General features: G+C 57.4%; 13 protein-coding genes. 8 read left to right on the forward strand and 5 right to left on the reverse strand.

The window, feature by feature from the left end; all coding sequences use genetic code 11:
* From sapD to pspF, 5 genes are all read right to left on the reverse strand, one after another.
* A complete protein-coding gene (sapD, locus tag AFK66_RS08870) occupies positions 1 to 993 on the reverse strand; it encodes a putrescine export ABC transporter ATP-binding protein SapD (RefSeq protein ID WP_004385360.1) in 993 nt (330 codons plus the stop codon).
* Positions 993 to 1,883, reverse strand: coding sequence for a putrescine export ABC transporter permease SapC (sapC, locus tag AFK66_RS08875; RefSeq protein ID WP_007775458.1), 891 nt, complete (start codon positions 1,881 to 1,883; stop codon positions 993 to 995). Before sapC ends, sapD begins: the two co-directional genes overlap by 1 nt.
* Positions 1,870 to 2,835, reverse strand: a complete 966-nt coding sequence (sapB, locus tag AFK66_RS08880; protein WP_007775455.1) for a putrescine export ABC transporter permease SapB — start codon at positions 2,833 to 2,835, stop codon at positions 1,870 to 1,872. The genes sapC and sapB overlap by 14 nt, the downstream gene beginning before the upstream one ends.
* On the reverse strand, positions 2,832 to 4,472 hold the full coding sequence (gene sapA, locus AFK66_RS08885) for an ABC transporter substrate-binding protein SapA (RefSeq protein ID WP_023898614.1): 1,641 nt from the start codon (positions 4,470 to 4,472) through the stop codon (positions 2,832 to 2,834). The genes sapB and sapA overlap by 4 nt, the downstream gene beginning before the upstream one ends.
* A 97-nt stretch (positions 4,473 to 4,569) precedes the next feature.
* Positions 4,570 to 5,556, reverse strand: coding sequence for a phage shock protein operon transcriptional activator (gene pspF / locus AFK66_RS08890; RefSeq protein WP_032983445.1), 987 nt, complete (start codon positions 5,554 to 5,556; stop codon positions 4,570 to 4,572).
* Between the two features lie 167 nt (positions 5,557 to 5,723).
* On the opposite strand from pspF, the gene pspA reads away from it, so the two are divergent.
* The 8 genes from pspA to AFK66_RS08930 all read left to right on the forward strand — a co-directional run bounded on the left by pspA (position 5,724) and on the right by AFK66_RS08930 (position 12,257).
* A complete protein-coding gene (pspA, locus tag AFK66_RS08895) occupies positions 5,724 to 6,395 on the forward strand; it encodes a phage shock protein PspA (RefSeq protein ID WP_007782094.1) in 672 nt (223 codons plus the stop codon).
* A 66-nt stretch (positions 6,396 to 6,461) separates the two neighbouring features.
* Positions 6,462 to 6,686, forward strand: a complete 225-nt coding sequence (gene pspB, locus AFK66_RS08900) for an envelope stress response membrane protein PspB (RefSeq protein ID WP_004385364.1) — start codon at positions 6,462 to 6,464, stop codon at positions 6,684 to 6,686.
* Positions 6,686 to 7,042 (forward strand): envelope stress response membrane protein PspC, encoded by a 357-nt coding sequence (pspC, locus tag AFK66_RS08905; protein ID WP_007776398.1) that lies wholly within the window; start codon positions 6,686 to 6,688, stop codon positions 7,040 to 7,042. The genes pspB and pspC overlap by 1 nt, the downstream gene beginning before the upstream one ends.
* Positions 7,043 to 7,086: 44 nt before the next feature.
* On the forward strand, positions 7,087 to 7,329 hold the full coding sequence (gene pspD / locus AFK66_RS08910; RefSeq protein WP_007782096.1) for a phage shock protein PspD: 243 nt from the start codon (positions 7,087 to 7,089) through the stop codon (positions 7,327 to 7,329).
* Positions 7,330 to 7,503: 174 nt separating this feature from the next.
* The gene (locus AFK66_RS08915; protein WP_032986322.1) at positions 7,504 to 9,219 is read left to right on the forward strand and encodes a sugar phosphorylase; all 1,716 of its coding nucleotides are present in this window, start codon (positions 7,504 to 7,506) and stop codon (positions 9,217 to 9,219) included.
* Positions 9,220 to 9,230: 11 nt separating this feature from the next.
* Positions 9,231 to 10,523: an ABC transporter substrate-binding protein gene (locus AFK66_RS08920; protein WP_007782103.1), complete on the forward strand. Its 1,293-nt coding sequence runs from the start codon at positions 9,231 to 9,233 to the stop codon at positions 10,521 to 10,523.
* Between the two features lie 23 nt (positions 10,524 to 10,546).
* Positions 10,547 to 11,428 carry a carbohydrate ABC transporter permease gene (locus tag AFK66_RS08925; protein WP_007782106.1) on the forward strand — a complete coding sequence of 294 codons (882 nt, stop codon included), beginning with the start codon at positions 10,547 to 10,549 and terminating at the stop codon, positions 11,426 to 11,428.
* Positions 11,415 to 12,257 carry a carbohydrate ABC transporter permease gene (locus AFK66_RS08930; protein WP_007782109.1) on the forward strand — a complete coding sequence of 281 codons (843 nt, stop codon included), beginning with the start codon at positions 11,415 to 11,417 and terminating at the stop codon, positions 12,255 to 12,257. The genes AFK66_RS08925 and AFK66_RS08930 overlap by 14 nt, the downstream gene beginning before the upstream one ends.
* Positions 12,258 to 12,266: the final 9 nt, after the last annotated feature.

A 12,266-nucleotide genomic window follows, 5' to 3' on the forward strand; every position in this document is an offset into this window, starting at 1 on the left:
TCACTCTCTCTCCATATTCAGCGGGAAATGGCAGGCGAAAAGATGATTTTTCGGCCCGTCGAGACGCGGGGTTTCGATACATTTGCGCTGGGCATACGGGCAGCGCGGCCCCAGGCGGCAGCCAATCGGCAAATGCTCAAGCAGCGGGATCGCGCCCGGCAGCGTATTGAGGCGGCTTTTATGCGGCATCGCGCTGCCGAAATCCGGAATCGCGCGGATCAGCGCCTGGGTATAAGGGTGGTGCGGGGTGGAAATCAGCTCCTCGCTCGGCGCGGTTTCCACCGTCTGCCCGCAGTAGAGCACGTCGATACGGTCAGCCCACTGGCTCAGCATCTGTAAATCGTGGCTGATAAGCAGAATCGTGGTGTTGTTATTCTGGTTAAGCCGCGACAGCAGGCGGAAAATCTGCGCCTGGGTGGTTGGCTCCATCGCGTTGGTCGGCTCATCGGCAATCAGCAGGCGCGGCTGGTTGGCGAGCGCAATCGCTATCATCACCTTCTGGCATTCGCCTTCCGTCAGTTCATACGGGAAGCTGCGCATCGCGTCTTTATGATCTTTTATCCCGACACGGTGCAGCAGTTCGATGGCCCGGCGCTTGCGCCAGCCGAAACGCTGCCACCAGCGGCCTTTGTACGTCCAGCCGGGGATGTTTTGCATCAGCTGGCGGCCAATTTTCTCGGACGGATCGAGACAGGATTGCGGCTCCTGGAAAATCATCGACACGTTATGGCCCACCAGACGGCGGCGCTCGCGCGGCGACAGGCGCAGCAGGTCGATATCGTCAAAGCGCATACGGTCGGCGGTGATACGCCAGTTATCTTTGGTCACGCCGCAAATCGCTTTTGCAATCAGGCTTTTACCGGAGCCCGATTCGCCCACCAACCCGCGAATGTCGCCTTCCGGCAGGCTCAGGCTCACGCGATCCACCGCTTTCACCCAGCCTTCGCTGGTTTTAAATTCAATCGTCAGGTTACGAATATCCAGCAGCGGCATTATTCCACCCCCGCGTCGATGGCGCGACGAATGCCGTCGCCCAGTAAATTGACCAGCAATACGCTAATCATAATGGCGGCCCCCGGCAGCATTACTGTCCAGGGCGCGACGTAAATCAGCTCCAGCGCGTCGCCGAGCATCGCGCCCCATTCGGGCGAGGGGAGCTGCGCGCCGAGATCGAGAAAACCGAGTGCTGCGATATCCAGAATCGCAATCGACAGCGCGCGGGTGATTTCGCCGACCAGCACCGAGGCGGTGTTAGGCAGTACGGCGAACCACAGAATATTAAAGGTGGTCGCGCCATCCAGCCGCGCGGCGATCACATACTCTTTTTCCAGTTCGTCATGCACCATGCTGTATACCGAACGCACCATGCGCGGCACCAGCGCCAGCCAGACGGCCAGCATCGCATGGCTTAGCTGCGGCCCGGCGAAGGCGACCACGATAATCGCCAGCAGCAGTGACGGAATCGAGAGCAGCGTATCCAGCACATGATTGAGCACCGCCGAGCGCAGCCCGTGGGTGGCACCCGCCAGCACGCCCAGCAGCAGCCCGCAGGCGGTCGCCGCCAGCGTTACGACGAACGCGCCACCGATGGTAGGAGCCGCGCCGCTCAACAGGCGGCTTAGCAGATCGCGTCCTAAATCGTCGGTGCCGAGGAAGAACGAAACTTCGCCATAGCGCGACCATGACGGCGGCAGCAACTGATAGCCGAGAAATTGTTGATCGATGCCGTAGGGCGCAAAGAGCCTGCCGAACACGCACAACAGCACCAGACCCGCACAACCGTACAGGCCCACCATCGCGACGGTGTCGCCATAAAATTTACGCCAGACGGTGCGCAGCGCGCCCGGCGCGCGTTTCTCGCGATAGACGCTATCGTAAGGCATACCATTCCTTATGTTTCAGCGGGTTCGCCAGCGCGCCCAGAATATCCGAAATCACGTTCACCAGAATCACCAGCGACCCGACGACCATCACACCCGCGGAAATCGCGGCGTAGTCCTGCTGGCGAATGGCGTTAATCAGCCAGCGGCCAAGGCCCGGCCAGCTAAAGACCATTTCGGTGATCATCGCGAGCGTCAGCATGGTGGAAAATTGCAGCCCCAGACGCGGGATAACCGGCGGCAGGGCGTTATGCAGCACGTGGCGGCGCAGAATAGTCAGACGCGACAGCCCGCGCGTGGCGGCCGCTTTGATGTAGTTGCGCTCCAGGATTTCAACAGTGCTGACGCGCACCAGGCGGATCACTTCGGTGGTTGGCGCGACGGCGAGCGTCAGCACCGGCAGTACCATATGGCGCAGCGCGCTTAAAATCATCTCGTGACGCCACGGCGAGTCCGAAAGCCAGGCGTCAATCAGCGCGAAACCCGTCACCGTTTTCACTTCATACAACAGGTCGAAGCGTCCGGAGACCGGGAACCAGCCGAGCGTCAGCGAAAAGAACAGCGTAAAAAGCAGCGCCAGCCAGAACACAGGAATCGAAAAGCCGAGCAGCGCCAGCGCGCTGATGATTTTATCCTGCCATTTATGGCGCAGAATGCCCGCCGCCATGCCGACCGGAATACCCACCAGCAGCGCCAGCCCGAAGGCCAGCACGCACAGCTCCATCGTGGCCGGGAACACTTCGCGCAATTGGGTGGAGATAAGCTGGCCGTTGATGCTGGAGACGCCAAAATCCCAGTGCAATACGCTGTCGCACCAGAACAGCCACGCGTTCCAGAGCGAGGCACCCTGAAGCGGCGCGTGCGGCGTAAAATAGCTCAGGCAGAAGCCGACAATGGTCAGGAAAAACAGCGTGATAAACAGCAACACCAGACGGCGCAGGGTAAAGATAATCATGGCTGTTTGTCCTCAGTGGGTTCGCGCGAAACGCCCGCGAACGAGGCGTTGCCGAACGGGCTTAACACCAGGCCCTTCATATCATAACGGTACGCCTGCAACCGCAGCGACGACGCCAGCGGCAGCACCGGCAACTGTTCCGCGAGGATCGTCTGCGCGCGGGTGTAGGCTTCAATCCGGTATGCCAGCTGCTGCGAGGAGAGCGCCGATTGCAGTACGCCGTCAAAATCGCGGTCGCACCAGTGGGCGTAGTTGGTTTGCGAGCGAATGGCCGCACAGCTTAACAGCGGGCGGAAAAAGCTATCCGGATCGTTACTGTCCGTCGCCCAGCCCGCGAGCGTTAAATCGTGGTTCATATCCATAAGGCGGGCCTCCTGGAAGCGGCCCTCCACCGGGACGATATCCACCGTCACGCCCACCTGCGCCAGATCTGCCTGCAACAGTTCGGCGGTTTTGAGCGGGCTTGGGTTCCAGGCCTGGGAGCTGGTCGGCACCCAGAGTTTCAGCGTCAGGTTTTCAAGCCCCAGCGCTTTCAGCTGCGCGCGCGCTTTATCGGGGTTGTATTCGGTGATTTTCGCGTTGTTGTCATACGCCCAGGAAGCACGCGGCAGAATCGACGCGGCGGTTTCCGCCGTACCGTAATAGATAGACTGCATCAGGCGCTGGTTATTAATGGCCAGCGCCAGCGCGTGGCGCACTTGCGGGTTATCGAGCGGCGGTTTATGGGTATTAAACGCCAGATAAGCGATATTCATGCCGGGGCGCAGCGTCAGGCGCAGGCGCGGGTCATCTCTGAGACTCGTAAGCTGGCTCGCCGCAGGCCAGGCCAGCACGTCGCACTCGCCGGTAAGGAGCTTCGACAGACGCCCGGTGCCGCCAGAGCCGAGATCGATAACCACCTGCGGCATCTGCGGTTTGCCGCGCCAGTAGGCGTCGTGACGCAGCAGGCGAATATACTGCCCGGCGCGATACTCGCCGAGACGGAACGGCCCGGTGCCGACCGGTTCGCGATCCAGTTCCTCCTGATCGCCGCTACGCTCAAGCGCCGCGGCGTACTCCGCCGACATCACCGACGCGTAATGCGTGGCGAGATGCCATAAAAAAGAGGCGTCCGGCTGGCGTAAGCGAAACTCCACGGTGCGGTTGTCGAGCTTGCGCACGCTGCGGACGTTATCGGCGAACTGGAGACTGTCGAAATAGGGGTAGCTGCCGCCGTTGACGTTATGCCACGGGTGTTTCGGGTCGATAATACGCTGAAAGCTGAACACCACGTCGTCGGCGTTAAGCGCGCGCGTGGGCGTAAACCAGCGGGTGTGCTGAAACTGCACGTTCGGGCGCAGGCGAAAACGCCAGGTGATGCCGTCATCCGGCGTCTCCCAGCTTTCGGCAAGCTCCGGCACCAGCCGGTAGGTATAAGGATCGACATCCAGCAGCCGGTCATAAAGCTGGGCGGCGAGCGTATCGACCGTCAGCCCGCTGCCCGCTTTTTGCGGGTTAAAGGTATTAACCTGGCCATTAACGCAATAGACAAATCCGCTCTGGCGAATATCGCCGGGCGATTCGGCGGGAGGCGCAGCATAAGCCGGTACGCTCAGTAGCCCGAGCGTCGCTAAAAAAGGGGAGAGAATTCCGCGCATAAGTTTTTGAGTTGTTTTAGTCACCAGGCAAAGTGTATCGCACTTACGCGGCCTGCGTAAAAAACTCTGCGGGCGTTTGGGTTAAAAGTATCCGCCCTTAGCGAATTTCATGTTTTTTTAGCAGCGCGCGCAGCTGGTGATAGGTCAGACCGAGCAGTTCCGCGGCCTGTTTCTGATTATATTTCGCTGCCTGCAGGCTCGTCTCCAGCAGCCGTTTTTCTTCATCATGCTGCCATTTACGCAGGTTCAGCGGCAGCGACGGGCCGCTGCGCTGTGCATCGGTCGTCGTCGCGGGCGGCGTCTCCGCCTGCTCGCGGCGAAACGGATCGAGAATAATGTTATCCACCGGCTCGTCGCTGCTGGCGTGACGGTAGACCGAGCGCTCCACCACGTTTTTCAGCTCGCGAATGTTTCCCGGCCAGCGGTAGCCGAACAGCGTCTTACGCGCGCGATCCGTAAAGCCCGGAAAGAGCGGCAGGCCCAGTTCACGGCACATCTGGATGGCGAACTGTTCCGCCAGCAGCATGATATCGCTGTCGCGCTCGCGAAGGGCAGGGAGCAACACCACATCAAAGGCGAGGCGGTCGAGCAGGTCGGCGCGGAATTTCTCTTCTTCCACCAGACGCGGCAGGTCGGCGTTGGTGGCGCAGATTAGCCGCACGTTGACCTGCAACGGCTGGCTGCCGCCGACGCGCTCCAGCTCGCCATATTCAATCACGCGCAGCAGTTTTTCCTGCACCAGCATCGGCGCGGTGGCGAGCTCATCCAGAAACAGCGTGCCGCCGTCGGCGCGCTCAAAGCGACCCGGGTGGCGCTTCTGCGCGCCGGTAAACGCCCCAGCCTCGTGGCCGAACAGCTCGGAATCCAGCAGATTTTCATTTAGCGCTGCGCAGTTCAGCGAGATAAATGGCCCCTGCCAGCGGCGCGACAGGTAATGAAGACGATGCGCGATAAGCTCTTTGCCGGTGCCGCGCTCGCCGATAATCAGCACCGGTTTATCGAGCGGCGCGAGCCTTGAGACCTGTTCCAGCACCTCAAGAAACCGGTTAGCCTCGCCAATCAGGTTATCTTTGTATTCCGTCATGATGAAATTCACCACTTAGTAGCGTATATCACTACTCTAGCCTGGAAGGTCGCAACGGTAAAATTTTAACTATCCTTTATAATCAATGAATTAAAAAACTGGCACGGAGTTTGTATTAAGCCATACAGCAAGGGCTTAGCCCGTCTTACCATGTAGAGGATGAAATTATGGGTATTTTTTCTCGTTTTGCCGACATCGTGAACGCCAACATCAACGCCCTGCTGGAGAAGGCTGAAGATCCGCAAAAACTGGTCCGCCTGATGATTCAGGAGATGGAAGATACGCTGGTGGAAGTGCGTTCAACCTCCGCCCGCGCGCTGGCGGAAAAGAAACAGATTGCGCGTCGTATTGAGCAGGCCAACGCGCAGCAGGCCGAATGGCAGGAGAAAGCCGAGCTGGCGCTGCGTAAAGATAAAGACGATCTGGCCCGCGCCGCGCTGATTGAAAAACAGAAACTGACCGACATTATCCGCGTGCTGGAAGAAGAAGCGTCTCAGCTTGATGAAACGCTTGCGCGCATGAAACAGGAAATCGGCGAGCTTGAGAATAAACTCAGCGAAACACGCGCACGTCAGCAGGCATTGACTCTGCGCCACCAGGCGGCGTCTTCCTCGCGCGACGTCCGCCGTCAGCTCGACAGCGGCAAAATTGATGAGGCGATGGCGCGTTTCGAATCGTTCGAGCGTCGCATCGACCAGATGGAAGCCGAAGCGGAAAGCCACGGTTTTGGTAAGCAGAAATCGCTGGATCAGCAGTTCGCCGAACTGAAAGCCGATGATGATATCAGCGTGCAGCTGGCAGCGCTGAAAGCGAAAGTGCAGCAGCGCGACGGCGAATAATCGCCCGCGTTGACAAGGAGCGCGGCGGCAGCGTGCCGTCGCAATATTGACCCGTAAGGAGAACCCATGAGTGCACTGTTTCTGGCTATTCCGTTAACGCTGTTTGTGCTGTTTGTGTTGCCGGTCTGGCTCTGGCTTCACTACAGCAACCGCTCCGGGCGCGACGCGCTATCCCAGAGCGAACAGCAGCGTCTGGCACAATTAAATGAAGAAGCGCAGCGCATGCGCGAACGCATCCACGCGCTGGAACAAATTCTTGATGCTGAGCACCCGAACTGGAGAAACCAATAATGACGCGTACGTTTAGCGGCAAAAAGCTGGGGCGTCTTCCCCGCGAAGGGATGGTGAAGGGCGTCTGCGCCGGTATCGCGCACTATCTCGACGTGCCGGTCAAGCTGGTGCGGCTGATAACCGTGCTGTCGATGCTCTTCGGGCTGTTTTTTATCACCATCGTCGCCTATATCGTTCTGACCTTCGCGCTCGATCCGCTGGATGAGACGCAGGAAGGGGAGGCAGCGCCCACCAGCAGCGAACTGCTGAATGCGGTGGATGCCGAGCTTGCCGCAGGCGAGCAGCGTTTGCGGGCGATGGAACGTTATGTCACGTCAGACGCCTTCTCGCTGCGCAGCCGTTTCCGCCAGCTATAATGATGCTATCAGGGGGCGACGCCCCCGGTTATAAAGGAGCCGCTATGAATTCCACCAGCCGTTGGCAACGAGTCTCCCGCCGTGCGAAGCCCGGGCTTAAAATCGCCGGTAAACTGGCGCTGATGACCGCGCTGCGTTACGGCCCGGCAGGGTTTGCCGGTTGGGCGGTGAAATCGGTCGCCCGACGACCGCTTAAAATCGCGCTGGCGTTTGCGCTGGAGCCACTGCTAAACCGGCTCGCGAAACGCGTCTCGGCGCGTTATATCAATAAACCTTCCCGCAAATAGCCCGAGCCTGTCGGGCTTTTTTATTTCTGGCGTTTTTTGCGCTACTTCACAATTACTCACACTGATTTCCGGAAACCGGGTTTTATTCCTAAAAGGAAATTTATCGCGCGTTGACACCTCTATTTGCCAGGGGTAGCCTTTCTTCGTGGGACCGCTACCATGGAAATGTTATCAATGGAAAAAATAACAAACGACGCGATAAATCTGGATGTTATTAAAAATCTGATTACGCGAATTTATGGCGACGTATTTACTGCTTCGCATTTCGAAATGCTTGAAAATCATATTTTACAGACGCGCAACGCCATTATCGCGCCGCGTAAAAAAGGCTGGGATGAAACGGATGTCGTATTAATTACCTACGCCGATCAGTTCAGCGCGCCAGGTGAAAAACGCCTCGCGACTTTTCAGCGTTTTTTTGAGCAATGGTTAAAACCGTATTTTTCGCATATCCATCTTTTGCCGTTTTATCCCTGGTCCTCTGACGACGGGTTTTCGGTTGTGGACTACCACCGTGTCGACCCACAGTGCGGCGACTGGGACGATATCGCGAGGCTTAATACCCAGGCGCGCCTAATGTTTGATTTCGTCTGCAACCATATTTCTGCGCAAAGCGAATGGTTTGCGGATTATCTCGCGCAAAAACCGGGCTATGAAGATTTCTTTATTGCGGTCGACCCGGCGACGGATTTATCCGCCGTCACCCGACCGCGCGCGTTGCCGTTATTAACGCCGTTTACGATGCAGAACGGTCGGGTGCGTCATCTCTGGACGACATTCAGTGAAGATCAGATTGACCTTAATTTCGCCAGCCCGGCTGTGTTGCTGGCGATGGTGGATGTCCTTTTGCATTATCTGCGCGAAGGAGCCCAATATGTTCGCCTCGACGCCGTCGGGTTTATGTGGAAAACACCCGGAACGAGCTGCATCCATCTGGAAAAAACACATCTGTTAGTGAAGCTTTTCCGTGCTATCGCCGATGTGGTGGCGCCGGGTACCGTAATCATCACTGAAACCAACGTGCCGCATAAAGACAATATCGCCTATCTCGGCAACGGGTTTGATGAGGCGCAGATGGTGTATCAGTTCCCGTTGCCGCCGCTGGTGCTGCACGCTATTCATACCCGTAATGCCCGCACGCTCTGCGAGTGGGCGCAGGGGCTAAGCGAGGCGCGCGTGGGAGAAACCACCTGGTTTAATTTCCTGGCCTCGCATGACGGGATTGGGCTTAATCCGCTGCGCGGTATTCTCCCGGAAGACGCTATTTTACGTCTGGTTGAAGACCTTCAGGCCGAAGGCGCGCGGGTCAACTGGAAAAATAACCCCGATGGCACGCGCAGTCCGTATGAAATCAACGTCACGTATATGGATGCCCTTAGCGCACGGCATGACAGCGACGCGACGCGCCTTGAGCGTTTCCTGCTGGCCCACGCGCTGTTATTAACGTTCCCGGGCGTTCCGGCCATTTATATCCAGAGTATTCTTGGCTCGCGCAATGATGAAGAGGGCGTTGCGCGTCTTGGATATAACCGCGCTATTAACCGCCAGAAATACACCGAGACGGAAATAGCCACGGCGTTACAGACCGAAGGCAATTTACGTCACGATACGTGGGAGCAGCTTGGTAAGCTTATTACGCTTCGCCGCCAGCATTCGGCATTTCATCCCGACAGTGCATTTACCGCGCGCTGTATTAATGATGAAGTGCTTGAAATTATCCGCACCGCTGATAATGGCGCGTCTGTTATTGCTCTCTTTAATATCAGTGATAAATCGCAGGTGATTTCTTATGACGCCCTCGGCTGTCATGAATTAATCACCGGCGCGACGATAAATAGCGCCTCGCTCACTCTCGCCCCGTGGAAAGCAATGTGGCTTAGCAAAGCCTGAAAGGACTGAATATGCGAAACAATAATATTGTGCTGGTTTCAGCACTGGTTGCCTGCGCCCTGATGTCAGGCTGTGACGACAAGAAAAAAGAGAATGTCGCCATTGAATTTATGCATTCGTCGGTGGAGCAGGAGCGCCAGGCGGTCATTACGCGGCTTATCGATCGCTTCGAAAAAGCGAATCCTGGCATCACCGTAAAACAGGTGCCGGTCGAAGAAGACGCCTATAACACCAAAGTCACTACGCTTGCCCGCTCCGGCGCGCTGCCGGAGGTCATTGAGATTAGCCACGACTACGCCAAAGTGATGGACAAAGAGCAACTGCTCGATCGCGAGGCCATCAAAGCAGCCGTGGCTCAGGTAGGGGAAACCCGGTTCTTTGATGGCGTGCTGCGCATTGTACGTACCGAAGACGGCACGGCCTGGACCGGTGTGCCCATCAGCGCCTGGCTTGGCGGCGTCTGGTACCGCAAATCGCGTCTGGCGGAAGTTGGTGTCAGCGAACCGCAGGACTGGCAGTCGCTGCTGAACGCCGCGACGCTGTTGAATAAGCCTTCCGATAAAAAATATGGCATCGCGCTGCCGACCGCTGAGAGCGTCATGACCGAGCAGGCGTTTTCGCAGTTTGCGCTCTCTAATGGCGCGAACGCCTTTGACGCCAGCGGCAAAATTACGCTCAACACGCCCGAAATGCGCGAGGCGCTGGAGTACTACCGGGAACTTGCCGCGCTCTCCATGCCTGGCTCGAATGACGTCATGGAAATCAAAGACGCCTTTATGAACGGCACTGCGCCGATGGCTATTTATTCCACGTATATCCTGCCTGCGGTCTTTAAAGAGGGCGACCCGCAGGATCTCGGGTTTATCGTGCCGACTAAAAAATCCGCTGCCGCCTACGGGATGCTGACTTCTCTCACCATCACGGCCGGACAGCGCGAAGAGGAAACAGAAGCAGCAAAGAAATTTGTGGTCTTTATGGAGCAGGCGGAAAACGCTGCTGACTGGGTATTGATGTCGCCGGGCGCGGCGCTGCCGGTCAACAAGGCGGTGGTGGAGACACAAATCTACCAGCAAAACCCGGTCATTAAAGCCTTCGGTGGCCTTACCCGCGAGCTTATCGCGCAGTTCCCTAACGTGCAGGTCTTCGGTTCGGTCGGTGACAAAAATTTTACGCGGATGGGCGACGTGACCGGCTCCGGCGTCATTAACGAAATGGTCAACAGCGTCACGGTCGGCGGTAAATCGCCGGATGCGGCGCTGGTTAACGGGCAAAAACGCCTCGACGAACTGGTCGCCAGACCGTAAACCCGACGCAGGAAATGGCTCTCATGAAGAAGTTAACTTCAGGTGGTTCTGATATGCCATTCGCCATGCTGCTCCTGGCCCCCAGCCTGCTGTTGCTGGGCGGCCTGGTGGCCTGGCCGATGCTGTCGAATATCGAAATCAGTTTTCTACGTTTACCGCTCAACCCTCGCCTGCCGTCGCAGTTCACCGGGCTTGAGAACTACCTCAAAATCCTCAGCGATCCGGGCTTCTGGCACTCGTTGTGGATGACCTGCTGGTACACGGCGCTGGTGGTGGCGGGCAGCACTGCGCTGGGGCTGGCGGTGGCGATTTTCTTTAACCGTGAGTTTCGCTTTCGCAAAACCGCGCGCTCGCTGGTGCTCCTCTCTTACGTCACGCCGTCCATTTCACTGATATTTGCGTGGAAATATATGTTCAACAACGGCTATGGCGTCGTGAACTGGGTGGCGGGCGATCTGCTGCATCTCTACGACCAGGCACCGCTGTGGTTCGATAACCCCTCCAGTAGCTTCGCGCTGGTGGTGCTGTTCGCCGTGTGGCGTTATTTCCCCTACGCCTTTATCTCATTCCTGGCCATTTTGCAGACCATCGACAAATCGCTCTACGAGGCGGCGGAGATGGACGGCGCCAGCGCCTGGCAACGGTTTCGCATCGTGACGCTGCCCGCCATCATGCCGGTACTGGCGACCGTCGTGACGCTGCGCACCATCTGGATGTTCTACATGTTCGCGGACGTTTATCTGCTGACGACCAAAGTCGATATCCTGGGCGTGTATCTCTACAAAACTGCCTTTGCGTTCAACGACCTCGGTAAAGCGGCGGCCATCTCCGTCGTGCTGTTCATCATCATTTTCGCAGTGATCCTGATTACCAGAAAGCGGGTGAATCTCCATGGCAACAAATAAACGTTTTGCACGGCGCGCGGGGTTTTACTTCGGGCTGGCGCTGTTCCTGATTATGACGCTGCTGCCTTTCTTTGTGATGCTGATGACCTCGTTCAAAAGCCCCAAAGAGGCGATTTCGCTGCATCCGACGCTGTTCCCGCAGCACTGGACGCTGGAGCACTATATCGACATTTTCAATCCGCTGATCTTCCCGTTCGTCACCTATTTTCGCAACAGCCTGGTGGTGTCGGTGGTGTCGTCCGGCGTCGCGGTGTTTATCGGCATTCTCGGGGCCTACGCGTTGTCAAAGCTGCGCTTTAAAGGCCGCATGACCATCAACGCCAGCTTTTACACGGTCTATATGTTCTCGGGCATTCTGCTGGTGGTGCCGCTGTTCAAAATCATTACCGCGCTTGGCATCTATGACACGCAGCTCGCCATTATCGTGACGATGGTGACGCAGACGCTGCCGACCGCCGTATTCATGCTGAAAAGCTACTTCGACACCATTCCGGATGAAATCGAAGAGGCGGCAATGATGGATGGCTTAAACCGTCTGCAAATCATCTTTCGCATCACCGTGCCGCTGGCGGTTTCCGGTCTGGTCTCGGTGTTCGTCTACTGCTTTATGGTGGCGTGGAACGATTACCTCTTCGCCTCGATTTTCCTTTCCAGCGCCTCGAACTTCACGCTGCCCGTCGGGCTGAACACGCTCTTTAGCACGCCGGACTACATCTGGGGACGCATGATGGCCGCGTCGCTGGTGACGGCGCTGCCGGTAGTGGTGATGTACGCGCTTTCCGAACGTTTCATAAAAAGTGGGTTGACCGACGGCGGCGTTAAGGGCTGACCGGGTCAT

The sequence above is a fragment of the Cronobacter malonaticus LMG 23826 genome, assembly GCF_001277215.2.
Lineage (GTDB): Bacteria > Pseudomonadota > Gammaproteobacteria > Enterobacterales > Enterobacteriaceae > Cronobacter > Cronobacter malonaticus.

Excerpts from the sequence above, each read along its gene's own strand:
- AFK66_RS08915 (WP_032986322.1), top strand. The coding sequence starts at position 7,504 with ATGGAAAAAATAACAAACGACGCGATAAATCTGGATGTTATTAAAAAT.
- sapC (WP_007775458.1), bottom strand. The coding sequence starts at position 1,883 with ATGCCTTACGATAGCGTCTATCGCGAGAAACGCGCGCCGGGCGCGCTG.
- sapA (WP_023898614.1), bottom strand. The coding sequence starts at position 4,472 with ATGCGCGGAATTCTCTCCCCTTTTTTAGCGACGCTCGGGCTACTGAGC.
- sapD (WP_004385360.1), bottom strand. The coding sequence starts at position 993 with ATGCCGCTGCTGGATATTCGTAACCTGACGATTGAATTTAAAACCAGC.
- pspC (WP_007776398.1), top strand. The coding sequence starts at position 6,686 with ATGACGCGTACGTTTAGCGGCAAAAAGCTGGGGCGTCTTCCCCGCGAA.
- AFK66_RS08925 (WP_007782106.1), top strand. The coding sequence starts at position 10,547 with ATGAAGAAGTTAACTTCAGGTGGTTCTGATATGCCATTCGCCATGCTG.
- pspF (WP_032983445.1), bottom strand. The coding sequence starts at position 5,556 with ATGACGGAATACAAAGATAACCTGATTGGCGAGGCTAACCGGTTTCTT.
- pspD (WP_007782096.1), top strand. The coding sequence starts at position 7,087 with ATGAATTCCACCAGCCGTTGGCAACGAGTCTCCCGCCGTGCGAAGCCC.
- AFK66_RS08930 (WP_007782109.1), top strand. The coding sequence starts at position 11,415 with ATGGCAACAAATAAACGTTTTGCACGGCGCGCGGGGTTTTACTTCGGG.
- pspB (WP_004385364.1), top strand. The coding sequence starts at position 6,462 with ATGAGTGCACTGTTTCTGGCTATTCCGTTAACGCTGTTTGTGCTGTTT.
- AFK66_RS08920 (WP_007782103.1), top strand. The coding sequence starts at position 9,231 with ATGCGAAACAATAATATTGTGCTGGTTTCAGCACTGGTTGCCTGCGCC.
- sapB (WP_007775455.1), bottom strand. The coding sequence starts at position 2,835 with ATGATTATCTTTACCCTGCGCCGTCTGGTGTTGCTGTTTATCACGCTG.
- pspA (WP_007782094.1), top strand. The coding sequence starts at position 5,724 with ATGGGTATTTTTTCTCGTTTTGCCGACATCGTGAACGCCAACATCAAC.